Here is a 25134-nt window from a genome sequence, read left to right as displayed (position 1 = left end):
GTCACCGGATCGTGGGCCGGTTCAGGTCGGGTGGCGTCGCCTCCAGCAGGGGTGGCGCACTAGGCAACAGGAGGCCGGCGATCGCCAACGACGAAATGGCCGCCGGCCTGCCCGGACTCGGCCGGAAGAGTCTTGATTCGCTCCGGGTCGGGGTGGTTGTCCTCGATGCCCATGATGTCCCAGTATTGGTCAACCCCGCCGCTCGGGCGATGGGTCTGCTCCGGGTCGGCACCGCCCCCGGCACGGTCGCCGCGCATCCGATCATCCGCACCCTCGCCGGACAGGTACGGCGGACCGGCGTACGCCGGGAGGTGGAACTGGACCTGCCGCGCGGACGCGAGGGCGGGATGTCCGACCCGCTCGGCGTACACCTCCGGGCGATGGGCCTGGGCTCCGGGTACATCGCCGTCGAGGCGGCCGACGTCACCGAGTCGCACCGGGTCGCCCGGGTACGCCGGGACTTCGTCGCCAACGTCAGCCACGAGCTGAAGACCCCGATCGGCGCGCTGCAACTGCTCGCCGAGGCGCTGCTGGACGCCACCGACCAGACCCCCGGAAACGGCGTGTTCGACCCGTCCGAGGACGTGGCGGCCGCCCGCCGATTCGCCGTACGGATCCAGCACGAGTCGACCCGGCTCGGCAAACTCGTCAACGAACTGCTCGAACTCACCCGGTTGCAGGGTGCCGAGCCGCTCCCCGCCCCGGACCCGGTCTCGCTGGACTGGGTCACCGCCGAGGTGCTGGACCGGACCCGTACCGCCGCCTCCGCCCGGGAGGTCACCGTCGTCGTCGAGGGCGAACGCGACCTGACGGTGTACGGCAGCGACAGCCAGATGGCCACCGCCGTCAGCAACCTGGTGGAGAACGCGATCGCCTACTCCGGCGAACGGACCCAGGTGACGGTGACCGTCCGGAGCAGCGCCGAGCACATCGAGATCTCCGTCGCCGACCAGGGCATCGGCATCGCCCCGGACGACGTGGACCGGATCTTCGAGCGGTTCTACCGGGCCGACCAGGCCCGGTCGCGGCAGACCGGCGGGACCGGCCTCGGGTTGGCGATCGTCAAACACATCGCCACCAACCATGGCGGTCGGGTGGAGGTCTCCAGCACTCTTGGGGGTGGCTCGACGTTCACCCTCCGGCTCCCCGCACGTCCACCAGACGCCTTCCTACCGCCAGCCCCGTCAGTTGAGATCGAAACCGGTTCGTTCGGATAGTTCCGGCCGTACCGACAGAGAAAGGAAAGTCCGTGGCCCGCGTACTCGTGGTCGAGGATGAGGAGTCGTTCTCGGACGCCCTCTCCTACCTGCTGCGTAAGGAAGGATTCGAGGTCTCGGCGGCGGCGACCGGCACCGCCGCGCTGACCGAGTTCGACCGCACCGGCGCGGACATCGTGCTGCTCGACCTGATGCTGCCGGAGATGTCCGGCACCGAGGTGTGCCGTCAGCTCCGCCAGCGTTCCCAGGTGCCGATCATCATGGTCACCGCCCGGGACAGCGAGATCGACAAGGTGGTCGGGCTGGAGATCGGCGCCGACGACTACGTCACCAAGCCGTACTCGCCGCGCGAGCTGGTCGCCCGGGTTCGGGCCGTACTCCGGCGGCGTGGCAACGAGACCGTCGAGCCGGGCACCCCGACCCTGGCCGCCGGGCCGGTGCGGATGGACATCGAACGGCACGTGGTGACCGTGGACGGCTCGGCGGTGCAGCTTCCGCTGAAGGAGTTCGAACTGCTGGAGCTGCTGCTCCGCAACGCGGGGCGGGTGCTGACCCGGGGACAGTTGATCGACCGGGTCTGGGGCGCGGACTACGTCGGCGACACCAAGACGCTGGACGTACACGTGAAGCGGTTGCGCTCGAAGGTCGAGCCGGAGCCGTCGACGCCCCGGTTCATCGTCACCGTCCGGGGCCTAGGCTACAAGTTCGAGCCGTAGGCCGGACCGGCGGGCCGACTCGGCGGAGGTCGGAGCCCGCCGTCGGAGGTCAGAGGGTGGCGCCGGAGGTCAGAGGGTGGCGCCGGAGGTCAGAGGGTGGCGCCGCGGTTGCGTTGTGGCGCGGGGCGGCGGCCAGCGGCGGCGGCCTTCGGGCTGGCCGGTTCCCGGCCGCCCTCCTGGGGACCGGTGGTGAGCACCGGATCGGCTCCGGCGGTCGCCGGGTGCATCGCCACCAGGCCACGCCGTTCCCGCTCGGCGCACAACTCGGCCAGTTTGGCGTACGCGGCCTTGCCGATCAGCGCCGTCAGCTCCGGGGAGTACGACACGTACATCGGCTCGGTGCCGACGTGCGCCTCCGGCGACGAGGTGCACCACCAGTCGAGGTCGTGCCCGCCCGCGCCCCAGCCGCGCCGGTCGAACTCGCCCAGCGTCGAGACCAGCACCTTCGTGTCGTCCGGCCGCTTCACCCAGTCCTGGTCCCGGCGTACCGGGAGCTGCCAGCAGACGTCCGGCTTGTATTCCAGCGGATGTACGCCGTCGCGCAACGCCTGGGCGTGCAGCGCACACCCGCCCCCACCGGCGAAGTCCGCGTCGTTGAGGAAGACACAGGGCGCCTCGTCGGACTGCGTGGCCGTACGCCGGGCCGGCGTCTCGCCGTCGACCGAGTCCATCTCGGTGTAGTTCTTGAAGCCGCGCCGGTAGTGCTGCCACGTCTGCGGGGTGAGCAGCTTGACCGCCGCCCGGACCCGCTTCTCGTCGTCGGCGTCGGTGAAGAAGGCGCCGTGCGAACAGCAGCCGTCGGCGGCGCGGCCGGCGATGATGCCGTGGCAGGCCTGGCCGAAGACGCAGGTCCAGCGGGACAGCAGCCAGGTCAGGTCGGCGCGGATCAGATGCTCGGGGTCGGCCGGGTCGGCGAACTCGATCCATTCCCGAGGAAAGTCGAGTGGGACCTCCCGGTTGCGGGGGTCGCCGGGGTCGTCCACCAGGATCCGGAGCTGGTTGCGTGCTGCCACCCGGCCAGCCTACGCCCGCTATCGTCCCGCGACCTGCGTCTAGTGTCTTTCCCATGCGACTCGGCGTGCTTGATGTCGGCTCCAACACGGTGCACCTTCTGGTGGTGGATGCGCACCACGGCGCCCACCCGTGGCCGGCCCACTCGGAAAAGGCCGTACTCCGGCTGGCCGAGCAGATCGGCCGGGACGGTGCGTTGACCACGGCGGGAGCGGACGCGCTGGTCGCGGCGGTGACCGAGGCGAAGATGGCGGCGGCCCGGCTGACCGCCGACGACGTGCTGGCGTTCGCCACCTCCGCCGTCCGGGACGCCACCAACGCGCCGCAGGTGCTGGCCCGGGTCCGGGCCGAGACAGGGGTACGACTCCAGGTGCTCTCCGGCGCCGACGAGGCCAGGATGACCTTCCTCGCCGTACGCCGGTGGTTCGGTTGGTCCGCCGGTCGGCTGCTGGTGCTGGACATCGGCGGCGGCTCGCTGGAGATGGCGGCCGGGATCGACGAGGAGCCCGAGTTCGCCCAGTCGCTGCCGCTCGGCGCCGGCCGGCTGACCAGGGACTGGCTGGATGTGGGTCCGGACAGCAACCACACCCCGTCGGCGGCGGCGGTGGCAAAACTGGAGGAGTACGTCGAGGAGATGCTCGACGCGGTGGTGGACGAGATGACCGAGATCGGGTGGGACCGGGTCGCCGCCACCAGCAAGACGTTCCGGACCCTGGCCCGGTTGGCCGGGGCGGCGCCGTCGTCCGACGGGCTCTGGGCCCGGCGCAGCCTGACCCAGACCGGGCTGCGGCAGGTGATCGGGTTCATCCGGCACATTCCGCCGAGCAAGGTCGCGGAACTGGAAGGGGTCAGCGCCCGCCGGGCCCACCAGTTGCTCGCCGGGGCGATCGTGGCCGAGGCGGTGATGCGCCGGTTCGGGGTGGAGGTGCTGGACATCTGCCCGTGGGCGCTCCGGGAGGGCGTCATCCTGCGCCGGCTGGACCTGCTGGAGCCGGCACAGGACCCGAGAGAGACGGTCTGACTTTGCCGGCGCAGCCGTGCTGAGCTGGGGATTCATCGACCTGATGGGCGCGGCCGGCCGGCTTGTCCCCGGTGGGGTTTTCCCGGTGGGGCTACCCTGAGGACGTGACCACCCGCGTACTGCTGTCCAGCTCCTCGGTCTTTCCCGAGCCGACGGCGGCCGCCTTCGAGATGGCGGCGGCGCTCGGCTACGACGGCGTCGAGGTGATGGTCTGGACCGACGCGGTGAGCCAGGACGCGGGGGCGTTGCGCGGGCTGGCGGCGCACTACGGCGTACCGGTGCTCTCGGTGCACTCGCCCTGCCTGCTGGTCACCCAGCGGGTCTGGAGTTCCGACCCGTGGGAGCGGCTGCGCCGGTCGGCGGTGCTGGCCGAGTCCCTGGAGGCGCCGACGGTGGTGGTGCACCCGCCGTTCACCTGGCAACGCGACTACGCCCGGACGTTCGCGGACGGAATCGGCAAACTGAGCGCCGAGCACCCCGGAGTCCAGTTCGCGGTGGAAAACATGTACCCGGTCCGGATGGCGGGGCGGGAGTTCGTCCCGTACATGCCGGGCTGGAATCCGACCGACACCGGGTACGACGCCTACACCCTGGACCTGTCGCACTGCGCCGCCTCGCACAGCGACTCGCTGGAGATGGCCGACCAGATGGGGGCCGGGCTGGCCCACGTACACCTCGGGGACGGCACCGGCGAGGGCCGGGACGAGCACCTGGTGCCCGGCCGGGGCACCCAGCCCTGCGGTGAACTGCTGGCCTCGCTGTCCGGTCGGGGCTTCACCGGGTCGGTGGCGGTGGAGGTCTCCACCCGCCGGGCGAAGAGCCGGGCCGACCGGGAGGGTGACCTGCGGGAGGCGCTGGAGTTCGCCCGTCAGCACCTGGCCGCGCCGACCCCGGTCGACGCGCACTCCCCACGCTGACCGTCTGAGGGCTCGGCCACGCTGCGGTAGCTGAGCCGGGGCAGGAAGAACTGCGTGACCGGTCCGACCGTGAGCGCGTACAGCACAGTGCCGACGCCCACGGTCCCGCCGAGCAGCCAGCCCACGGCGAGCACGGTGATCTCGATCAGGGTGCGGACGAGCCGGATGGAGTGCCCGGTCGCGGCGGACGCGCCGGTCATCAGGCCGTCCCGGGGCCCGGGGCCGAGACGCGCGCCGACGTAGACGGCGACGGCCAGTCCGTTGAGGAGGATCCCGCCGACGAGCAGGCCGACCCGGGCGGGGAACCCGAGGTACGGCGGGACGAGCAGGAGACCGAGGTCGGCCGAGCACGCCAGGACGACGATGTTGGCGAAGGTGCCGAACCTCGGCCTCTGCCGGAGGGGGATCCACAGCAGCAGGACGAGCACACCGACGACGGCGCTGATCGTGCCGAAGCTCAGCGGGGTGTGCCGGGCCAGGCCCTCGTACAGCACGCTCCACGGGTTGACGCCCAGGGCGGCCCGGACCATGACGGAGAGGCTGAATCCGTACAGGGCGAGTCCGACGAAGAGCTGGGGAAGGCGTCGCAACGGACGCTCACCGAGGCGGACATAGGTGAGCGGCGGAAGGAGCTTCCGCCCGTGGTGGTCCGTGATCTGCTGCGCCATGCCGGTCGCCTCCAGGTGGTGCGGGGATGCCATCAGGCCAATGGGAGCGAGTCTGTAGGGTGATTGGCTGAGAAACCCCGGCCAATTTCGGGAGAATGGCATGGCGGACGCCGATGCGGTCCGGTCAGTGGAGCGGGCGGACCACGCCGACCGGACCCTGGGCAGCCGGCAACTGGCCGGCATGCTGCCCGACCCGGCCGGAGCGCGGCCCGCCTACCGGCACCTGGCCCAGGCGATCAGCACCCTGATCCTGGACGGACGCATCGCGTTGCACGTCAGACTCCCCGCCGAGCGGGAACTGGCCACCGCCCTGCGAACCAGCCGGGCCACCATCACCGCCGTGTACGACCTGCTGCGGGAGAGTGGCTACGCGCACAGCCGGCAGGGCTCCGGTACCTGGACTGACCTGCCGGCAGGCCGTACGCCCAAGGGCGTCACCCGGCTCCTCGGGTCCGGAGACACCGCGATCGACCTCGCCAGAGCCGCCCCGGCAATGCCGGTGCGGACGCTCACCGAGGCTCTCGTCCAGGTCACGCCGCTGTTGGCCGAGCACGCACACACGCCCGGCTACCACCCGTACGGCCTTCCGGAACTGCGCGCCGCCGTGGCCGAGCGATTCACCGCGCGGGGCCTGGCCACGGTGCCCGAACAGATCCTGGTGACCTCGGGCGCCCAGCACGCGTTCACACTGGTCCTGGCGCTGCTGTGCCGGCCCGGCGACCGGATCATGGTTGAGAACCCGTCGTACCCGAATGCCCTGGACGCCATGCGCCGCGCCCGGCTGCGTACCGTGCCGGTCCCGGTGACCGACACCGGCTGGGACATCGAGATCATCGAGTCGACCCTGCGTCAGGCGGTTCCCCCGCTGGCCTATCTGATCCCCGACTTCCAGAACCCGACCGGTTGCCTCCTGCCCGATCAGGAGCGCGTCCGCCTGTTGCGGGCGGCGGCACGCTCCGGCACCTGGCTGGTCGTCGACGAAACCCTGGCCGACCTCGCCCTCGACGTTCCGGCTCCGCCGCCGCTCGCCTCCCACGGCACTCCCGGCGAGACCAGTCAGGTCATCACCATCGGCTCGATGAGCAAGACCCACTGGGCCGGGCTGCGGATCGGCTGGCTGCGCGCCCCGGCGCGGCTGGTCACCGAACTCGCCGGCCAGCGGGTCGCCACCGACATGGGCGGACCGGTCGTGGACCAACTGCTGGCCCTCGCCCTGCTGGCCCGGTCGGCCGAACTGTTGCCGCCCCGCCTCGAACGGATCCGCGAACAGCGTGCCGCGCTGGCCGCCGCCCTGGCCGAGCAGATCCCACAGTGGAGTTGGCAGACGCCGGCCGGCGGTCTGTCGCTCTGGGTCGACCTGGGCGAGCCCATCGCCTCGGTGCTGGCCGAGCGGGCGCTGGACTACGGGGTGCGGATCGAGGCCGGTAGCTACTTCGCCACCGATCCGGGCATCTTCGAACAGCGCCTCCGCATCCCGTACACCACGTCTCCGAACACCCTGCGCGAGGCCGTACGCCGGATGGCGACCGCACTCGCCGTCGGATCCGCAACGTCGTCGTCCGGCACCCGGCGACCGCACTGGATCGCCTGAGCGCCGTCCGGCGTCCGGCGCCCGCCGTGGGGCCAACCGGATTACGCGGGCAGCGAACCACGGTCGGCGCGTCAGGTGCCGGCCGGCGGGCGCGGCTAGCTTTACGGCCATGCAGAAGGTGATCGGTAACGATGGTCGGGTGCTGGCGGTCGAGGAGTGGGGCGAGCCGGACGGCACGCCGGTCCTCTACGTCTGTGGCAGTCCGATGAGCCGGCTCGCCCGGTACCCCGACCCGGGACTCTTCGCGCGGCTCGGGATCCGGCTGATCACGTACGACCGGCCGGGCTTCGGCTACTCCACCCCGAAACCCGGCCGCCGGGTCGTCGACGCCGCCGAGGACATCGCCGCCATCGCCGACGCGCTGGGGATGGCCCGGTTCCCGATCTTCGGTGTCTCCGGCGGCGGGCCCCACGCGCTCGCCTTCACGGCCCGCTTCCCGCACCGGGTGGTCAGGGCCGCCGCGCTGGCCAGCCTCGCGCCCCGGGACGCCGACGGGCTGGACTGGACGGACGGGATGGGGGCGGGCAACCGGGCCAGCGCCGCCGAGGCGATGCGCGGGGTCGAGGCGCTCACGGCGCACCTCGGCGCGCACGCGTCCGCGAGCGCGCCGTCGCTGCTCCCCGCCAACGACCAGGCGATCCTGGCCCGACCGGAGATCGGCGCGATGGTCCGTACGGCGTTCGCCGAGGCGCTACGGCCGGGAATCGCCGGTTGGGTCGACGAGACCCTCGCCCTGTTCGGCCTGCCGTGGGGCTTCGACCCCGCGACCATCAGCCGGCAGGTGCGGCTGTGGCACGGCGAGTTGGACGAGGCCGTACCGGTCGGCCACGGCAGGTGGCTGGCGGCGCGCATTCCGGGCGCCACACTGGCCACCCGGGCCGACGTCGGACACGCCGGCCACTTCGATGCCACCCCTGCGATGCTGGAGTGGCTGGTCCGGGCCGACTGATCGGACTACTACCTCAGGCTCCTCGGTCCGTCCCCCAGAATCGGGTCGGGGGTCGCCACATTTGGGGGGAGCGGTGCCGGCCGCCCGCCGGGAGTCTGGGCAGATGAATCAGTTACGTACGCTGGTGGCGGTCGTGGCGGCGACGCTCGCCCTGGCCGGCTGCACCGGTGGCGACCCCGATGGTCAGGTGGCCCCTTCACTCACCGCTGACGCCCCCTCGGCCCCCGACGTCGCGAACTGTATGCGGGCCAACGGCCACCCCGACTTTCCGGACCCCGTCCGGGACGACGAGGGCAACTGGACCTACCCGGACAGCATCTCCGACTACTCCGTGCCGGAGGCGTGTGCGGACTTGGTGCGGGGCCAGAAGGCCAATGACAAGGAGCAGGACGGGCCGACGGCCGAGGAGATGCAACAACGGCGCCGGTATTCCGCGTGCATGCGGGAGAAGGGCGTACCGGACTTCCCCGATCCCGACGCCGATGGCAACTTCCCGATGTCGGACCAGTTGCGGGCGACGGAGAACGGTCCGGTGATGCGCGGCGCCCGACAGGCGTGCCGGCAGTACGAGCCGCCGAGGGCCGACAAACCGTTGCGGACCCCGGGTACGGGCTCCTGAGGTCGTACCGGGCGTCAGTCCTCGGTGCAGCGGGCGCCGTTCAGGGTGACGCCGCTAAGCGGGACGGCCGGAGTGCCGGGTGCGAGTTCCAGCGCCAGGTCCTCCGTCTCGCCCACGCCGAATTCGTCGGCCCAACCGGACCACCAGAGCACCACGTCCCGCCCGTGCTGGGCCCAGGCGTGCGAGGCGTACCAGATCTGCTGGTCGCCGGGGAAGCTGAACCGGACCGACCAGCCGGACAGCGGTGTGGGCCCGGTGTTGGTCACCAGCACGGCCGCCGGGCTGCCGGCGGTGGCCGGTCGGTAGCCGGCCCGGCACGACGCGGTGGGATCGGCGGCGGTGCGCTGCCCGGCGGTCGGCGAGGGAGCGGAGACGTTGCCCGAGAGGTCGCGGGCGACCAGGTGGAACCGGTAGTGCAGGTCGGGGATGAGCCGGTTCAGTCGGGTCGAGGTCTCGGGTAGGCCGCCGACCATCGGGGTGCTGCCGGTGCCCTCGATGTCCGCGTGCAGTTGGTAGGTCGGCGCGGAGGCGTTGTCGGTGGACGGGGCCCAGTCCAGCGTCAGCGTGGTGGCGGTGACGTCCGAGATCACCGGTGCGTCGGGCGGGCTCGGCGGCTCCGTGTCCTGCGGCGCCGGGTCGGTCCGGAAGGTCACCGGTGCGGAGAAGCCGCTCTGGTCGCGGCCGTCGGAGGCCCGCACCATCCAGGTGTACGAGGTGTCGGGCGTCAACCCCGTGAACCGGTACGACGGCGAGCGGGTGTTGGTGGAAGCCGTTCCCGCCGTTGCGCAGTTTGTCGCACGCCGTGCTACCCCTTGGCGGCTCGGGCGGAGTTCCAGAGCACGCCGGGGTTGACCCGGTCGGGATGCTGGGCGAGCACCTGTTCGTACAGTTCGAGGGCGGTGCCGGTGTCCCGGGCCGCCGAGGCGAAGTCGTGGATGTAGCGGCGGGTCTCCGTGATGTTGTGCGGGCCGTCGTCGGCGCCGTGGCGCTTGTGCCCGGCGATCACAGTGTGCGGATCCAGCGCCTCGATGACCTCCAGGGCGACCAACCAGGCGTCCATCCCGCCGTCCGCCGACTCCGCGAGGTAGGGGTGTACGTCGTTGTAGACCGCGTCTCCGGCGATCACGACCCCGATGGACGGGATGTGCAGGGCGGTCGTGTTGTCCGTGTCGCTGTGGCCCAGCTCGACGGGGATCAGTGGCTCGCCCTCCAACTCGAAGGAGGGCTCCGTCAGCGGTTCGGCGACGACCGGGCGGTCGGCGATCTGGTCCGGGAAGAGGGGGCGCCAGAAGCCGTCCAGTACCTTTGGCCCCACCTGCTCGTGCATGGCCTTCACCACCCGTGGCGTCGCCACGACCCGCGCGTCCGGGAAGCGTTCCAGTACGGTCGACACGCCGAAGAAGTGGTCGCCGTGGCCGTGCGTGATGTAGATGGTGGTCAAATTCTTGCCGGTGGCGACTATCCAGTCGGTCAGCTTCCGCGCCTCGGCCACGGTCATCAGCGCGTCCACCAGCACCGCGTCGCGGTCCCCGGATATCAGGGTGGCGGTGGTCGGCGACCAGGTCTGCTGCTTCTCGCCCGGCGCCGGGTCGCCGGTAGCCGTCGGCTTGGGCGGCGCGACGTGGAGGGAGTAGCAGAGCGACAAGACGACTCCTCAGGTCTCCGGCGGTGGCACGGGTGCCCCACGGGGGACGTTCCGCCCACCGATCATCTCGACTGCCCGCTTACCCGCCGGAGCCAGCATCATGTGGGTACGGAGTGAGTTATCCGGCGTCGCCCGGTTCTGTGGGGATCAGCGCCGGTGTCACAGGCGCGTCGTGGCAACGGCCACGCTGAGGAGTTGTTCCAGGATGGCTCGCGTCGGCAGGTGCGACAGCAGATGTCGCACGCTGCGGTCGGCGTACCGTCGGTCTTCCCTCTCGTGGGTGTCGAGGGCGGTCCGCACCTGCCCGAACACGTAGTTGGCGAGGCTGTTGACGGCGCCGCGGAACATGGTCAGGTCCAGCGGCGGAAGCGCACCGGCCCTCGCGCGGTAGCCGTCGACCAGGGCGCGGGCGCCGGCCCTGTTCACCCCGCCGCCGGGTTGACGGTCCAGTCCAGCAACGCGTTGGCCAGTTCCCAGCTCGGCGGTTGGCCGCCCGCGTGTTCCCAACCGACGACGACGAGGCGGCCACTCGCCGTCAGCCGGGTGCTCGCCGGGCCGAGAACGTTGTGGGTCAGCACTGGTTCCGGTGCGGGCGTGTCCGGGGCGGCGATCGCGTCGAGATCCAGCAAGGTGGGTACGGCCTCGCCCAGTGCGGCGGCCCAACCGGCGCGCGCGGCGGTCGCGGTGGCCGCCAGTTCCGGCCATCCCACGGTGGAGAGGCGGGAGTGGTGCCATGGGCTGATCCGGTCCACCGGCAGGGCGAGTCCGTGGATGGTGGCGAGGATCCGGCCGACCTCGCGGGTGACCGACGAGCTGGCCGGGGCCGACAGCGGCGGTCCGGAGTGCAGCCACTCGTAGACGCGCCAGCTGTGCCCGCCGATCGATTCGACTATGCCGCCCGCCCGGCTCCGTACCGGGGCGGGCAGCAGAACGCCGGCGGCATCGGCGGCCTGTTGCAGGGCGACGTCCGTCTCGGCGTCGACGATGGGCCACCAGGTGTCCATGGTGCGTACGGCCCACCGGCCCCGGTCCGTGGCAAGCGACCATCGGCGGCCCGTGTCGTCGGCCCTGGCGATCGGTCGCATCTCGCCGACGACCTCACCCAGGCCGTAATGCTCGGCAATCGCCCGTGCGAGAGCCCGGTCGGCGACTTCGGCCTGTCCGCGCAGACGGTCGACCTCGGCCTTGAGGTCGGTCCAACCGCGGAAGCCGTACTGCTCCGCCAGTGCCGCCTGCGCCTGGGTCAGGGTCGACGTCGGATCCGCGTCCCGCAGCCCGGCGAGGAGGTCCTTGGCCTGTTGGCGCAGGTGGTCGAGGTTCGGGTTGTCGGGGAGCGTCTTCACGAAACACCTCGCTCGTCGCCCGGACTCGCACGGGCGGAACAGAGCTTCGGTGTCCGTCGCTCGTACCGACAAAAAATGAGGGTGGCTTCGAGCCTTCCGGCGAGTCTCGGCGCGATCCCCGACGCGCTCCGTCCGAGGGTAGTCGAGCGCAACCGACTGCTGTCAAGGGATCGTGCCGGCATCGGTCCGGGTGTCGTGTTATAAGTATTATCTGAGGGAGCCGCATAATGCTTATATCGACGAACTCCTGGCGGGCGCTGATCGAAGCGGGGATCGGCGCGGTACCACTGGACCCGCAACGCGTCGTACTGCGGCGCGACGGCCAGCAGGCCACCGTCCGGGTCCACGTCTTCCCGACACCGGTCACCCCCAGCAATGTCGCCGCTCTGGTGAGTCGACAAGCCGAGCCGGGTCTGGTCATCGTGCCGGCGGCCACGCCCGCCGTACGGGCGGCGATCGAGGCTGCCGGCTGGTCCTGGCTCGTCGACGACGGTCAGCAAGTGATCGGCGCGTTGCGGATCGCGGGGCAGCGGATCGAGCTCGACCGGCCGGACCGGCGGGTCGGACGTGCCTCCCGGCAGCGCCGTCCCGGCCGGGTGCCGTGGGGTGCGCTCACGCTGGTACGGCGGCTGATCGAACGGCCGTACGCGACCCAACGGGAGATGGCGGACCTAGTCCGCGTGTCGCAGCCCCGGGTGTCCCAGGCGCTCCAGGTCCTAGTGAGCGGGCGACTTGTCGAGCGTGGTGAAGCCGGCTGGCGGGTACGGGATTTCGGTCAGACGGTCCGATGGTGGCTGGACGCGTACCCGGGGCCGGGCGGGTTCAGCACGTACTGGTACGGGCTGAGTCCCCTCCTCGAACAGCTGAACTCGGTTGTGACGGTGCTCGACAGTGCGGCGTTTCCGGTTCAGCGATCGGCTGACCGACCTCGTGCCGTGCTCTCCGGCGATGTCGCCGCCGATCTCATCGCACCCTGGCGCAATCCCGAGCGTCTGGTCGTCTACGCGCGTGCGGGAGTTGACCTGACCGCGGTCGGGTTGGTTCCGGCGGCAGCGGAGGACGCGACCCTGGAGTTCGTCGTACCCGAGGATCCCGGGGTGTGGCCGGTGCTGTCGGCGGACCTGACCCGGGACGGGGTGCCGCTGCCGCTGGCGGATCCGTTGCAGATCCTCTGGGACGTTCGGCGCGCGTCCGGGCCGGACACCGACGAAGCGGTGGCACGGCTTGAGCAGGAGCTACTTCGCCGTAGCCAGCGTGGCCACGGGGGGAGTGCGGCATGACCGAGCCAGTGCCGACCCAGGACGGTGTTCGGGAGCCTCTGCCGGTCTCCGTCACGTCCACCAGCCGCGCGTCGGACGCCGGTTACCTGACGCTCGCCGACCTGTCCGCGATCGCGGCCGAGTTGGAGATTGACTACCGGATCGTCGGTGGACACATGGTGACCCTGCTCGTCGCCGCGTACGGGGTGACGGATCAGGTGCCGATGCGGGAGACGGCGGATGCCGACTTTGCCGCGCTGCCGGCGGTCATCGCCGACCCTCGGCTACCGGCGGCGCTGACCAATCATGGGTACCTGCCGCAGGGCGCGGCCAACCGGTTCGTCCGTGGACATGCGGACGCGTACGGGCCACTGGAACTGGTGGTCGACATCCTGGCACCGTCCTACCTGGGCACCCTCGTACCGAACCAGCGATACGGCGATCTGGTCGTGGACGAGGTGCCGGGACTGCTTCTCGCACTGAGTCGTCCAGGCACGGCGGTGGATCTCCGGGTACGCCTTGCCAGCGGTGGCGACCTGGCCATGCGGCTGGCGCTGCCGGACCTGTCGTCGGCGCTCTGTCTGAAGGCGCTCGCCTATCGGGGACGGTTCGCCGCCAAGGACGCGACGGACCTGTGGCGGCTGCTCAACGCCGGGTATGCCGCTGGTCTGTCCGAATCGGCATGGCCCGGAGGCATCACCGGACGTCAGGCGGCGCAGGTGCTGCACCGATTCTTCGGCACGCCGGGTGCTGCCGGACTCAAGCAGATGTCGGCCTCGTCCAGGGACCGTACTCGAATGCAGGCGCTCGTACGGCAGCTCGTCGCACGCCACTAATGGATGGTGATTGCTGGAGAATACTGGAACTTGTACCATTCCTTCCCGTGGCCGAGTCCATGGAAATGCTCGAGCGTCGGATTGACGCCCTGCGGGCGGAGGTCCGGCGTTCCGTGGTGGCTCGGGACAGTGCGCGGACCCGTGCGTTGCGGGCCGAGCTGCGTACCGCGGAGCGGACGTGGGAGCAGGCCATCGCCGACCTCGCCGACGAATCCGATGCCGTTGCCAGCCTTGACGGCGGCGACAGTGGACCGGCTGCTGTTGGCGGTGCCGCGGAGGGCGGCGATTCCGGTTCCGACTCGGAGAGGTCGGTTGCCGGGTCGCTGGTGCCGGTACGCGAACAGGTGCACCACGCGCTCACCCTGCTCTCGGTACCGGCCGCGCCGAGACTGGTCGCCGAGGTGCACGCCGCGTTCTTCGGCGGGGCGGCGACGAGCCTGGCCGCCAACAAGCTCACCCACCTGCGCCGGGACGAGAAGCGCTCGTTCGAGACGGCGCCGTACGCGCGGCCGTACTATCTCTGTTCCGCGCTGACGGCCGAGCACCTGGCGCCGGCGCGCGGCCTGGTCGCGGTCTCCACCTGGCCGTTGGAACGGCGGATCGTCGGTCCGCTCAGTCCACGGGTCGACTTCCTGACCGCGGCGGCCCGGCTCGCCGAGCGGGCGACCGGCTCGGTGCCGGACGGGAGCGCCGCGACCGTGAGCCGGCTGCTGTGGCGGTTCGCCACGAACATTCCCGGTGCCACCAGCTCCCGGTCAGGGCTTGCCGGACATGACACAGTGGATCCCCAGGTGGTGATCAGGGCCGCCGAGGCCGAACGCGAGGTGCACGCCGACGCCGACCAGGCGCAGCGGGCATCGGCCGCCGATCGGGCCCGCCGGCAGCTCGACAACGTGCAGCAGCTCTTCGGCAGCCCGCTGCGGACGCTCGAGGGGAAGACGGCATGACGAGCACGAGCATCATCGGTACGAGCAACAGCACCGCCGAGCGGCTGGCCGCGATCCGGGGCGGGGTCCGGCCGACCCGGCACAACGCCCGGACCATTGCCGCGCTGACCCGTAATCCGGGGTGTGCCCGGCGGGCCGTGCTGGACGGTGCCGGCGTGGACAAGCAGCGACTGGCGGCGTACATCGACTTTCCGTCGCGGTTCGGGCAGTCGCAGTTCGCGCTCGCTCGGGGTAACGCGTTCGAGGCACAGGTGAAGGCGAACGGCTGCGCTGATCTGCTGAGTTTGTTGCGGGAGCGGCTGGGGCTGCCGATCCCGGAGGTGGCGTACGACGACCTGGAGTCGGTGACCGGCCGGGACAAGGAGAGCCCCGAGGTCCGGTACGCCCGCTCGCGCGCCCTGCTCACCCGGGCCGCCTCCGGAGACGAGGGCGCCGGCACGCTCTTCGACCATCCGCTGCTCGGGCTGGAGGTGGCGGGGCAGCGGGTCTACCTCGAACCGGATCTGATCGCGTTCCAGCACGAGGGCCGGTTCCACGTCGTCGAGATCAAGTCGTTCGCGGTGGTGGACGGGCAGGCCGATCCGAGCAAGGTGTCGGCGGCGGCGATCCAGGCCGCCGTCTACGTGCTGGCGATGCGCGAGATGCTGGCAGATGCTGGGTACGACCCGACGATCGTGTCGCATGACGTGGTGCTGGTCTGCCCGCGCGACTTCTCCAACCAGCCGACGGCGGTGCTGGTCGACGTACGCAAGCAGTTGTCGGTGTTGCGGCGGCAGCTCAGCCGGATGACGAAGGTCGACCAGATGCTGGCCGCGCTGCCGGCGAACCTGAGCTTCGACCTGGCGCCGGACGCGGCCGGGGTGCCGACCCGGGCCCCGGGTGCGCTCGTCGAGGCGCTGCACGCGGTCGACGCCCGGTACGCGCCGGACTGCCTGGCGGTCTGCGAGCTGGCATATTTCTGCCGGAACGAGGCGAAGGGGTGCACCGCTGCCCTCGGTACCTCGGCCCGGGAGGAACTGGGCGGGATCGAGCGGGTCGAGACGGCGTTGGCGCTGGCCCACGACAAGCTGGCGCCGGCCGAGGACCAGGCGGAGGCGGCGGCGCTGCTCCGGTCCGCCGCGCGGCTGCGGGCGGAGTTGATGGCCGGGGTCGGGTCGTGAGGTCTCGTGCGGGCTGGGCTTCCGGTGGGGTCGGGCGTCGCGGGGCGGTGGCGTGAGCACACTGACCACGCTGGCTCGGGCCGAGGCGGTGGTGGCCGGGGTCGCACAGCGGATCACGACGGTACGACACCTGCACCTCGCCGACCGGCCGCTGGTGTTCATCCCGCTGAGCATGGCCGGCGAGGCGAACGCGCCGCTGGCGGCGATGGTCGGCACCGATCCCGGTGACCCGAAACTGCTGGTCGTGCCGCAGCCGCGTAACCGGGACCAGCGGTTCGGGTTCGCGGCCGAGCTGGCCGAGGTGCTGCTGCCGTACCTGGGAAGCTGCCGGGGCGTGACGGAGGCGGTGTCGGCGAACCGGGGCAAGGAGGTCCGCTACCGGTACGTCGACGCGCCGCAGGTGTTGGTGCCGAACTCGGCCGGGGTCGGGTTCGTGCGGCTGTTCGGCCGGTCGACCCGGTTCCGGCGTACCGACGGGGACTATCCGGTGCACCATTCGGTGCCGCTGCTGGGGCAGTGGTTGACGTTCCTGGCGGATCGGGCCGAACATCCCGGGTCGTCGATGCTGCTGTCGATGACCGAGGCGCTGGGCATGCACTGGGCGACCGGACAGAGTGGACTGGAGGACGCGCAGCTCGCGGCGCTGCTGGGCTGGATCGACCCGCCGGACGGGATGACGGGGGCGCAGGCGGCGGCTGTTGCGGAGGACCCGGTGAGCTGGCCGCCGGCCGGGCCGGCGACCGATCCGACGTTCGACAACGAGATCCTGGGCGCGGCCATCAAGGGGTACGAGGAGGCGGCCGGTGATGCTTCCCGGCAGGCTCGGGCCCGAGGTGTGGTGGAGGAGGCGCTGCGGGCCCAGGTCGAGCCGACATGGCGGCTGATGTGGCGGGCGATTTCACTGTTGCGGGCGTTGCCGGCCGGGGCGCGGGTGGAGGGGCGCTGGGCCGAGGACCGGGACGCGTTCAGCAACTTCGTGCTGTACGTGGACGGGGGCGGGCATCCGCAGCCACGCCGGGACGGGGCGGTGAACGCGGCGCAACGGCTGCACCGGCTGGAGCGGGCCTTGCAGTCGTACGCGGTGCAGCGGGCCTACGACGATCCGCTGGTGATGGCCGACCATCGGCTGACTGGGGAAGCCTTCGTGGGTGAGGTGACATTGGCCCAGCCGAACCGGATCGACGACAGCGGGAAGCGGCGGGTGCTGCGGCCTCGGATCCAGGTGACGACGGCTGATCCGGTGCTGGTTACGCCGGGGGCGGTGATGTTCTGTCCGGCGCGGCCGGGGCAGAAGGCTCGGGTGGTGTTCGTGACGCCGGACGAATCCTCCGGCCAGACGGATGTGGTGCTGGAGCTGTCGGGTGGGTTGGGACGATCGTTGAGTCCGGCGCCGGGAAGTGTGCCGGAGGTGGGGGAGCGGCTCTGCTACACGACGCTTTCCGACTCGTACATGCCGCCGGGGGAGTTCCCGGGGCGGGACGAGACGCCGTGGACGCATGGCGGGCCGCCGACGGCGTACGAGGATGCCGTCGAGCCGACGGTCGAGGACGCCGGGGAGGAGTGGTCGTGAGCGGTTCCTCGGGGTTGTTGGTGCCTGGTGGCGGGGTGGGGAGGTTGGCGCTGCCACCGGGGGAGGCGGCGGGGCGGGTGATCGCCGAGGTGCTGGCGGACCTGCATTCTGGGGAGCATCGGGGGGTTGTCGTCGACTCACCGCCGGGAGCGGGGAAGTCGACGCTGGTGGTGCGGGCGGCGGGAGAGCTGGCCGAGGCCGGCGAGCCGCTGATCGTGATCGCGCAGACGAATGAGCAGGTCGACGACCTGATCGGGCGGCTGGCCCAGGCGAAGCCGGAGCTGCCGATCGGGCGGCTGTCCGCCAACGAGTACACCGCGACAGAGCGGATCAAGAACTACTCGACGGTCCGGGTCGCGGCGAAGGTCGCGGATCTCGGCGGGTCGTCCGTGATCATCGGTACGGCCGCCAAATGGGCGCTGGTGCCGGAGGGGCGCTGGCCGTGGGCGATCGTGGACGAGGCGTACCAGATGCGGTCCGATGCGCTGTTGAGGGTGGCGGGGCGGTTCGACCGGGCGTTGTTCGTGGGTGATCCGGGGCAGCTCGATCCGTTCTCGACTGTGGAGACCGAGCGGTGGACCGGGCTGACCTGGGATCCGATGCAGTCTGCGGTGGCGGCGTTGTTGCGGCACAACCCGGAGCTGCCGGTACACCGGTTACCGGTGTCGTGGCGGCTGCCGGCGTCGGCGGCACCGGTGGTGGCCGAGGCGTTCTATCCGTTCACCGGGTTCTCGGCGGGGACTACCGCTGAGCAGCGGTCGTTGGCGTTCAGTGCTGCTGGGTTCGGGGGTGGGGCGGTGGACGAGGCGTTGGAGTTGGCGGCGGCTACGGGGTGGGCGCTGTATGAGTTGCCGGCTCGGCACACGTTGCGTACGGATGGGGAGGCGGCGGCGGCCTGTGCGCGGTTGGCGTTGCGGCTGCTGGAGCGGGGCGCGGTGGCGGTGTCGGAGCGGGCGCCGGGGGGTGTCGCGGTGACGGCTGACCGGATCGCGATCGGGGCGGCGCATCGGGACCAGGTCGCGGCCATCCGGGCGCGGCTCGGGGCGGCCGGTGCGGGGATCACTGTCGACACGGCGAACCGGCTCCAGGGGCGGGAGTACGACGTGACGATCGTGCTGCATCCGTTGTCGGGGCGGCGGGATGCTACGGCGTTTCACCTGGAGGCGGGGCGGTTGTGCGTGTTGACGTCACGGCATCGACACGCTTGTGTGGTGGTGGCGCGGGCGGGGATCGCCGGGCTGCTCGACGCGCATCCGTCGACCGAGCCGGTTCACCTGAACGTACCGGTGAGGTTCCCTGACGGGTGGGAGGCGAACCAGGCGGTGATGGCCCATCTTCCAACTCGCCGCGTGAAGGTCTGAAACCGCGAGCTCCGGAGAGGGTGGAGGCCATGGCACACGAAACGCTGCTTACGGTTGACGGCGCTCTGGCCGTGCCGGCTGAGCCGATCTCGATGGAGGAGGCAAAGTTCTGGGAAACCAAGCACCTACAGCAGTGGATGGTGGAGCATCCCAAAGCGATCGCTGAAGGGGCTAGGGTCGTTGCGGTCGAGTTTAATAAATGGACGACGAGTGCGGGCAAATCGATTGCTGATCGGCTGGACATATTAGCGATTGATCAGACCGGCCGGCTGATCGTGGTGGAGTTGAAGCGGGACAAGGCAGCCGGTGCGGTGACGATGCAAGCAATCAACTACGCCGCGATGGTCAGACGGATGAGTTTAGATGATCTGGCGGAGATATATGCCGCGCACCTGGGTGAGGGAACCAGCCCCGAGTCGGCGCTCGACACGCTACGGGAGTGGGCACCGGAGCTCTCCGACGAAACCCTGTCCCCGCCACGGATTGTTCTTATGGCGGGCGACTTCGGGCCGACAATAACGAACACCGCCCTGTTCCTAGTCGAGCAGGGCATCGACCTCCGGCTGGTGCGCTACCAGCTATACAGGCTAGCTAACCAGCAGTTGGTGCTTTCGGTGTCGCAGCTGATACCGGTGCCCGAGGCAGAGGAGTTTATGGTCCGTCCCAAGTCCAGCCCGGCGACCCAGGCGATGGCGACACAGGCCCGGACAAAAAATGCGTCGATTCCGGAGCGGCTTGTAGCCAACGAGCTCATAGCAGAGGGCGACAAACTCAAAATTGTGGTGCCAGGAGGGGTCGCTGAGGACCGAGAGACAATTCGGATATGGTTGTCGGAGCAGGTAGAGCGTTCAGTCGTTACCTGGCGGCCGGATGCAAAGTCCCCGGTAATTTGGGCTGTAGACAATAAGTCGTACAACCTGACGGGCCTGATCCGGCGAATCATCGAGCAGGCCACCGGTGAAGACCCTCGCACGCAGGTATGGGGACCAAACTGGTACCAGGTCAATGGTGTGGTGCTCCATCAGTTCGTCGAACAGGCAGATAAGACAGCTACAGAGGGCACAGTGTGATCGGCGCACCCAATCGGCGGCTTCCTGAACCCACGAGGCGGAATCTAGACTGAGGCTGAGTGCCTCGATGAACGCTCATGTCCTGGGCGATTTCGTCATTTGCTCATTGAGTGGGCATTGCCTCAGGCGGGGATGGCTCGGGCAGCAGCATAGACGTCGGGAGGGAGCGATTGATCGAGTTGCCAAATGATACGCATTGGGCGATCGCCGGTGTAAGACGTGTAGGTCATGGGGCCGGCATAGAGGTAGGGTGGGGCACCTAGATCCCCGTCGCGGGCTTTGGTCTCTCGGACAAACAGGTGGACTGAGGAGCCGAGTTCGACATGATGTACGTAGCGCTGCCCAGTAGGTGACCCTGCTGAAGTGGTGCTCTGGGAGTCCCATTGGAAGACGTCGTCGGTTAATGCGCGGTCGGCGTACATAGTGGTGGGCGAGTAGTGGTGCTCGGACTTGATGAGGGTGACAAAGAAGAGGTCGGCCTGCTCATTTGGAACCCACTTCACCCCTTCTCGGAGCTGCGTGGGGTTGGGTACGCCGAATCCGGTGCATGCCTCGTCGCGGCTGTAGCGAGCGTGTACCCGTAGCGGCACTGTCGCCGAGACCGGTCCGATCGTGACGCGATGGATGCGATCCCGTAGTACCTCGGCAAGCTGGGCCAGCTCGTCACATCGGTCTGGATGCTCCCAGAGCCGGCGCAGTCCTTCATCTCTCCGGTCGAGCGGGATCTTGTTGCCCCAGAGCGCGATGTGCAGGAGGTCAGCAAGTCGCCCGGGTCCGGGACGTTCACCGGCGGCGACCTGGCGTAGCAGGTCGAGACGGCCGGGATCGTCTAGGTGAAGCATGCGACCAATGGCCGCGCCGAGGGAGATGTCATCGGGACCAGGTGGCGTACGGCTTAGACCGGCGCGACGGCGCAGCCCGGACCAGCCGCCGAGAGACTTACGGCGGTAGAGATCTTCCAACTCCAGGCCGGTCTGCTGGAGGAAGTCGGCGAGGCCGACGTCGCCGAGCTCGCGTAGTTCGGCGGTGAGACTGGCCTTCGAGCTGGGCAGGGCTGCCCTGAGGTTCGCTAGGACGATGTCCTTTGCCACTCGGTCGAGCTCGATGTGACAGCCGCTTGGCAGGTTAGGAAAGTCGTACTCGACAGCCTGGGTCAGCGCTCGTCGGCTCACGCCGGTCAGCGCCCGCCACCGGAAGTCGAAGCGGAATTTGGCGCTCTGGCCGCCGATGAAGTCAAGTACGGTAAGGCAGGGCTTTCCTTCGTCGAGTCGCAGACCTCGGCCAAGCTGTTGAAGGAAGACCGTTGCGCTCTCGGTAGGGCGCAGTAGCAGGATCGTGTCGACCATCGGCAGGTCGATGCCTTCGTTGAACAGGTCGACGGTGAAGAGCACTTGCAACTCACCGCGCCGGAACTGGTCAATCAGCTGTTGGCGATTGCCGGAGCCGGGCCCCGACGTGACGGCTGAGGAAGGCACCCCCGACCGGTTGAACGACTCCGTCATGTGCTCCGCGTGGGCGATGCTGACGCAGAACCCCAGCGCCCGCATCTGCCCCACGTCTACCTTGTCGCGCACCGCCTGAAGGATTTTCGAGACGCGGGAGTTGTTGTTGACGTAGAGCGCGCTCAGCTCGGTCGGGTCGTAGCCCTGCCCACGACGCCAGCGGAGAGTCGACAGGTCCACGTCATCGTGCAGGCCGAAGTACTGGAACGGCGCGAGGAGTTGCCGTTCGAGGGCCTCCCAAAGGTGGAGCTCGACGGCCGTACGCCCGTCGAACCAGTGGCGAACATCGCCGCCGTCGGCGCGGTCGGGAGTCGCGGTTAGCCCGAGGAGCTCACGCGGCTGTAGCCGCTTCAAGAGCCGGGCGTACATCGGTGCTTTGGCATGGTGGAACTCATCAACGATCACCATGTCGAACCGCTCGGGAGGCAGGTCCTCGTCGCTGAGGCGATGTAGGGATTGGACTGAGGCGAAGACGTGCCGCCAGTCGCGTGGTTTCTCCCCTCCGACCAGCACCTCGCCGAAGCTGCCGTCGCGAAGGACATGTCGGAAGACGGAGCGGCTCTGGCGCAGGATCTGCTCTCGATGCGCCACGAAGAGCAACGAGTTGACCTGGAGCCTTTTCCGCAGGTTTCGGTAGTCGAGAGCGGCGACGACTGTCTTGCCGGTGCCGGTGGCCATCACCACCAGGTTGCGATGCCGGCCGTGGACCAGGCGCTCAGCTTCGAGGTCCGAGAGGATGCTGCTCTGGTAGCCGTACGGGTGGACGTCGATGTTCGTGATTTCGATGTCGGCTTCGGCAGTATCCAGCAGCCGATCGCCTCGTGGGAGGCGCTGTCGACGCTCGTTGCTTAGCGCCTGCCGGAGACGATCGCTGTCCTTGGCTGGATCGTATGCCTCGAAGGCTGGGTCGCTCCAGTAGTCGCTGAACGTCGCCTCGAACGTGTTGATGACATGTTGCTGCTCAAGGCTGGACACCCGGACGTTCCACTCCAAGCCGTCGACCAGCGCGGCCCGGGACAGGTTCGATGAGCCGACGTACGCAGTCGTCAGACCGCTCTTGCGCTGGAAGAGCCATGCTTTGGCGTGTAGGCGGGTGGTCTTCGTCTCGTATGAGATCTTGACTTCGGCGCCTAGCTCGGCGAGCCGGTCCACCGCGCGCTGATTGGTCGCCCCGATGTAGGTCGTGGTGATGACCCGGAGCCGACCCCCACGGGCAATCAACTCTTCGATTGCCCCTTCCAGGATGCGTACGCCGGTCCAAGTGATGAAGGCGCAGAGCAGGTCGACCTGATCCGCCGAGGCCATCTCGGCATTGACCTCGTGGCCGATGCGTGGCTGATGCCGGCCGTTGACCAGCAGAGCACCGGTGGACAGCGGGGTCGTAGGACGACTCGGAAAGTGCGGTTTGGCTGGTGGTGTCGGCGGATGAGCGATGGCGGCCAGCACATGCTTGTGTGTCTCGGTCACTTGGTCGTCAGGGCTGGCTGCCCGTGGCTCGATGGACGCGATGCTCTCCGCGATCCGGTTTGCCATATCGATCTGCCCAGCGAGCCGCTCGTTGTTACTGCCACCAACGGAACGCAGCGCGAGGTCAGCCAGGCCAGCGATGTGCCGGGTGAGCAGGGTGTGTGCGTCAGCTGGGTCGAGGCTGACTCGTTCGACGAGTTCAGGGTTTAGATGTTTGAGCTGGCCTGCGATCTTGTTGGTGATGAGATCCTCGTAGATGCCGTGCGCCAGCTCCGTCACCCCGGAGAGGTTAGACCCTCGCGCTGTGGTTCGGATCAAGACTGCGCCCGAGAGCCAGTCGTTCGTTCAGTCAAGTTGTAGATCGATAACGTAGCTCCGAGACCTCATCGGCTAGTCGGAGCCATTGGAGTCGGTCCTCTGGCGCCGCCGGGCGCAGAGCTTCGGTTCGAGTGAACTCGACCCCGGAGTCCTTGAGTATTTGCACGTGAGACTCGTATGCGGGGTGCGAGGTCAGCACGTTCTTGGCGTACGGGGTGACGAGGATGGGCAGGCCGAGGCCGAGTACCTCGTTGAGGATGCCGAGGGCGAGGGTGTCGTTGATGCCGAGTGCCCATTTGTTGATGGTGTTGAAGGTGGCCGGGGCGACCAGTACGGCATCCGCCTTCGGCAGCAGGTCCGGCTCGCCCGGCTTTCGCCTTTCCGATCGGACTGGGTTGCCGGTCTGCTGACCCAGGGCCTCCCGGCTGATCCAGCTGGCCGCCGTGGGTGTTGCGATCACCCATACCGCCCACCCGTTCTCCATCAGCAACTCGATGAGCTCACCGATCTCTAGCGCTGGAGGAGCGGCGCAGACGACGAGGTACAGGACCGGCCGATCCGTCATGCCAGCAACCCCGCTCGCTGGGCAAGGGGACGAAGCCCGGGAGTGGCAGCCCGGCGTTCCTTCGACAGCAGGTCAAGCAGCAGCGCTCGCGCCTGGACGTTGACACGTACGGACTCGGGGGCGACCCGTTCTGCCTCTAGGAGGTGCAGGACCGCGAGCGAACCGCCATCGGATGTCATGGCGGTGGCCGCCGCCAGGTCCAGATAAACCTGCGCTCGTCGGCCGATGAGTGCGGCCGGCAGGCGTGACGTGTCGAGCATCGCGCCGATCTCGATGGCCCGGTCGCGGTTGCCGGCCTTGACTGCTGCCGAGACGGTATGGATTACGACATTGGTAGGGCCGAAGCCCGTCCATAGCCGGTTCTGGTCCGTCTTCAGTTTCGTGGCTAGGCCCTGCGCCTCTGTCAGACGCAGGTTGGCGTCCGGCGTCTGCCGCTGACGAGCGGCGATGAGGGCGGCTAGGAGCAGTAGGGCACCATGCGCGGAAAGCAGGTTCGGATCATCGCTTGGCCTGCCGAGCGCCAGTTGCTCAATGCTTGCCTGCGTAACCCGTTCGGCTTCGCTGATTCGGCCCGGCAGTCGGAGCAGCGCGCATGCGGCCTGGTATGCAGCCACAGATGCCAGCCCCACGTCGTCGGCGAGCCGAGCGGCGGTCGCCGCCCGGTCGGCGGTCAGCAAAGCGGTATCGCCGTCGCCGATCTTCACGGCAACCTTGGACGCCGCCAGGTACGAGGCGGTCAGCAATTTGAACGCGCTGTTGCGGTGTGGCCACGGGCCCCTGCCGGACAACTCGGTGGTCTGACGGAGCAACTCGGGCAGCAGCCGTACGACGGTGCTGTAGCTCGCCCGGTGGTACAGGGCGTGTATCCGGGTGACGTCTCGTCGAACCTCGATCAGGCTGCGGGCGGCCGGCGCTGGCTGCGACCCGGGAAGGTAATCGGTGAGGAAGGCACGTAGACCGGTCAGCAGTTCGGTCCGGACCGCCGCCGCTGAGGATTGATGCGAGTCGTCTCCCATGGCCTGTCCCCGTCGGATCGGTGCAACCACATCGCACAGCATGTCGTCGAGTTGGTCGAGCGTGACTTGTAACGCGTCCGCTATCCGTGTCCGGTGCCAGGGCTGCGGGTCGGTTTCGGCACTTTCCCACCGTACGACGGTCGACCGCTCCACCCCGAGCAGCTCAGCCAGACGTTCCTGGCTGTACCCGAGTGCCTTTCGTCGCTGGCAGAGCCGGTGTCGCTTCAAGGCCACGGCAACCCCCTCCGTATGCCGGTCACTGTAGTAACACTCCGTCGATCGGTCAGGCACCCAGACGCCTCAGTTTTGCTCCAGTCCGGCTCCCGAAACGCTGTAGTCCCTGTTCACGTCCATCGAAAGGGTGGA

The 25134-nt window shown here is 69.3% G+C and carries 23 protein-coding genes; 14 read left to right on the top strand and 9 right to left on the bottom strand.

The window, feature by feature from the left end; translation table 11 throughout:
* Window positions 1–11 precede the first annotated feature (11 nt).
* Complete coding sequence (locus ACFP2T_RS03365; protein ID WP_377417877.1) at window positions 12–1217, top strand: sensor histidine kinase; 1206 nt, start codon at window positions 12–14, stop codon at window positions 1215–1217.
* 32 nt (window positions 1218–1249) lie between these two features.
* Window positions 1250–1933: a response regulator gene (locus tag ACFP2T_RS03360; protein ID WP_377417080.1), complete on the top strand. Its 684-nt coding sequence runs from the start codon at window positions 1250–1252 to the stop codon at window positions 1931–1933.
* Window positions 1934–2022: 89 nt separating this feature from the next.
* Here ACFP2T_RS03360 and ACFP2T_RS03355 read toward each other — a convergent pair whose 3' ends face one another.
* Window positions 2023–2922, bottom strand: coding sequence for a DUF3109 family protein (locus ACFP2T_RS03355; protein WP_377417875.1), 900 nt, complete (start codon window positions 2920–2922; stop codon window positions 2023–2025).
* Window positions 2923–2999: 77 nt separating this feature from the next.
* Here ACFP2T_RS03355 and ACFP2T_RS03350 point away from each other — a divergent pair, with 77 nt between their 5' ends.
* Both ACFP2T_RS03350 and ACFP2T_RS03345 read left to right on the top strand, forming a co-directional pair.
* Window positions 3000–3965: a Ppx/GppA phosphatase family protein gene (locus ACFP2T_RS03350; protein ID WP_377417078.1), complete on the top strand. Its 966-nt coding sequence runs from the start codon at window positions 3000–3002 to the stop codon at window positions 3963–3965.
* Window positions 3966–4135: 170 nt separating this feature from the next.
* Window positions 4136–4882 (top strand): sugar phosphate isomerase/epimerase family protein, encoded by a 747-nt coding sequence (locus ACFP2T_RS03345; protein WP_377417873.1) that lies wholly within the window; start codon window positions 4136–4138, stop codon window positions 4880–4882.
* On the opposite strand, the gene yczE is transcribed toward ACFP2T_RS03345, so the two are convergent.
* Window positions 4834–5583: a membrane protein YczE gene (gene yczE, locus ACFP2T_RS03340; protein WP_377417075.1), complete on the bottom strand. Its 750-nt coding sequence runs from the start codon at window positions 5581–5583 to the stop codon at window positions 4834–4836. The two genes, ACFP2T_RS03345 and yczE, sit on opposite strands and share 49 nt — an antisense overlap.
* Window positions 5584–5650: 67 nt before the next feature.
* Here yczE and yczR point away from each other — a divergent pair, with 67 nt between their 5' ends.
* The 3 genes from yczR (at window position 5651) to ACFP2T_RS03325 (ending at window position 8709) form a co-directional block, all read left to right on the top strand.
* Window positions 5651–7141, top strand: a complete 1491-nt coding sequence (yczR, locus tag ACFP2T_RS03335; protein WP_377417073.1) for a MocR-like transcription factor YczR — start codon at window positions 5651–5653, stop codon at window positions 7139–7141.
* 109 nt (window positions 7142–7250) lie between these two features.
* Window positions 7251–8090 carry an alpha/beta fold hydrolase gene (locus tag ACFP2T_RS03330; RefSeq protein ID WP_377417071.1) on the top strand — a complete coding sequence of 280 codons (840 nt, stop codon included), beginning with the start codon at window positions 7251–7253 and terminating at the stop codon, window positions 8088–8090.
* 103 nt (window positions 8091–8193) lie between these two features.
* The gene (locus ACFP2T_RS03325; RefSeq protein WP_377417068.1) at window positions 8194–8709 is read left to right on the top strand and encodes a hypothetical protein; all 516 of its coding nucleotides are present in this window, start codon (window positions 8194–8196) and stop codon (window positions 8707–8709) included.
* A gap of 14 nt (window positions 8710–8723) precedes the next feature.
* Here the strand turns inward: ACFP2T_RS03325 and ACFP2T_RS03320 are convergent, their stop codons facing one another.
* From ACFP2T_RS03320 to ACFP2T_RS03305, 4 genes are all read right to left on the bottom strand, one after another.
* Window positions 8724–9437 (bottom strand): cellulose binding domain-containing protein, encoded by a 714-nt coding sequence (locus tag ACFP2T_RS03320; protein WP_377417065.1) that lies wholly within the window; start codon window positions 9435–9437, stop codon window positions 8724–8726.
* A 77-nt stretch (window positions 9438–9514) separates the two neighbouring features.
* Complete coding sequence (locus tag ACFP2T_RS03315) at window positions 9515–10354, bottom strand: MBL fold metallo-hydrolase (protein ID WP_377417062.1); 840 nt, start codon at window positions 10352–10354, stop codon at window positions 9515–9517.
* A gap of 159 nt (window positions 10355–10513) precedes the next feature.
* On the bottom strand, window positions 10514–10780 hold the full coding sequence (locus tag ACFP2T_RS03310) for a hypothetical protein (protein WP_377417060.1): 267 nt from the start codon (window positions 10778–10780) through the stop codon (window positions 10514–10516).
* Window positions 10777–11697: a phosphotransferase gene (locus ACFP2T_RS03305; RefSeq protein WP_377417057.1), complete on the bottom strand. Its 921-nt coding sequence runs from the start codon at window positions 11695–11697 to the stop codon at window positions 10777–10779. Before ACFP2T_RS03305 ends, ACFP2T_RS03310 begins: the two co-directional genes overlap by 4 nt.
* A 227-nt stretch (window positions 11698–11924) precedes the next feature.
* Here ACFP2T_RS03305 and ACFP2T_RS03300 point away from each other — a divergent pair, with 227 nt between their 5' ends.
* The 7 genes from ACFP2T_RS03300 to ACFP2T_RS03270 are packed head-to-tail and all read left to right on the top strand — an operon-like array spanning window position 11925 to window position 19900.
* Window positions 11925–12977 (top strand): MarR family transcriptional regulator, encoded by a 1053-nt coding sequence (locus ACFP2T_RS03300; protein ID WP_377417054.1) that lies wholly within the window; start codon window positions 11925–11927, stop codon window positions 12975–12977.
* Window positions 12974–13792 carry a hypothetical protein gene (locus tag ACFP2T_RS03295; protein ID WP_377417052.1) on the top strand — a complete coding sequence of 273 codons (819 nt, stop codon included), beginning with the start codon at window positions 12974–12976 and terminating at the stop codon, window positions 13790–13792. Before ACFP2T_RS03300 ends, ACFP2T_RS03295 begins: the two co-directional genes overlap by 4 nt.
* 47 nt (window positions 13793–13839) lie before the next feature.
* On the top strand, window positions 13840–14739 hold the full coding sequence (locus ACFP2T_RS03290) for a hypothetical protein (RefSeq protein WP_377417049.1): 900 nt from the start codon (window positions 13840–13842) through the stop codon (window positions 14737–14739).
* Window positions 14736–15899 carry a hypothetical protein gene (locus ACFP2T_RS03285; protein ID WP_377417047.1) on the top strand — a complete coding sequence of 388 codons (1164 nt, stop codon included), beginning with the start codon at window positions 14736–14738 and terminating at the stop codon, window positions 15897–15899. Before ACFP2T_RS03290 ends, ACFP2T_RS03285 begins: the two co-directional genes overlap by 4 nt.
* Window positions 15900–15951: 52 nt before the next feature.
* Complete coding sequence (locus ACFP2T_RS03280; RefSeq protein ID WP_377417044.1) at window positions 15952–17469, top strand: hypothetical protein; 1518 nt, start codon at window positions 15952–15954, stop codon at window positions 17467–17469.
* A 50-nt stretch (window positions 17470–17519) separates the two neighbouring features.
* The gene (locus tag ACFP2T_RS03275) at window positions 17520–18830 is read left to right on the top strand and encodes an AAA domain-containing protein (RefSeq protein WP_377417871.1); all 1311 of its coding nucleotides are present in this window, start codon (window positions 17520–17522) and stop codon (window positions 18828–18830) included.
* Window positions 18831–18859: 29 nt separating this feature from the next.
* The gene (locus ACFP2T_RS03270; protein WP_377417042.1) at window positions 18860–19900 is read left to right on the top strand and encodes an endonuclease NucS domain-containing protein; all 1041 of its coding nucleotides are present in this window, start codon (window positions 18860–18862) and stop codon (window positions 19898–19900) included.
* A gap of 122 nt (window positions 19901–20022) precedes the next feature.
* Here ACFP2T_RS03270 and ACFP2T_RS03265 read toward each other — a convergent pair whose 3' ends face one another.
* From ACFP2T_RS03265 to ACFP2T_RS03255, 3 genes are all read right to left on the bottom strand, one after another.
* A complete protein-coding gene (locus ACFP2T_RS03265; protein WP_377417040.1) occupies window positions 20023–23148 on the bottom strand; it encodes a DEAD/DEAH box helicase in 3126 nt (1041 codons plus the stop codon).
* A gap of 70 nt (window positions 23149–23218) precedes the next feature.
* A complete protein-coding gene (locus tag ACFP2T_RS03260; RefSeq protein WP_377417037.1) occupies window positions 23219–23752 on the bottom strand; it encodes a flavoprotein in 534 nt (177 codons plus the stop codon).
* Window positions 23749–25002, bottom strand: coding sequence for a helix-turn-helix transcriptional regulator (locus tag ACFP2T_RS03255; RefSeq protein ID WP_377417034.1), 1254 nt, complete (start codon window positions 25000–25002; stop codon window positions 23749–23751). The genes ACFP2T_RS03260 and ACFP2T_RS03255 overlap by 4 nt, the downstream gene beginning before the upstream one ends.
* Between the last annotated feature and the right edge of the window lie 132 nt (window positions 25003–25134).

The sequence above is a fragment of the Plantactinospora solaniradicis genome (genome assembly GCF_042658085.1).
Lineage (GTDB): Bacteria > Actinomycetota > Actinomycetes > Mycobacteriales > Micromonosporaceae > Plantactinospora > Plantactinospora solaniradicis.
Note: the sequence above shows the minus strand (reverse complement) of the source record. Positions and strands in the feature narration are given on the sequence as shown.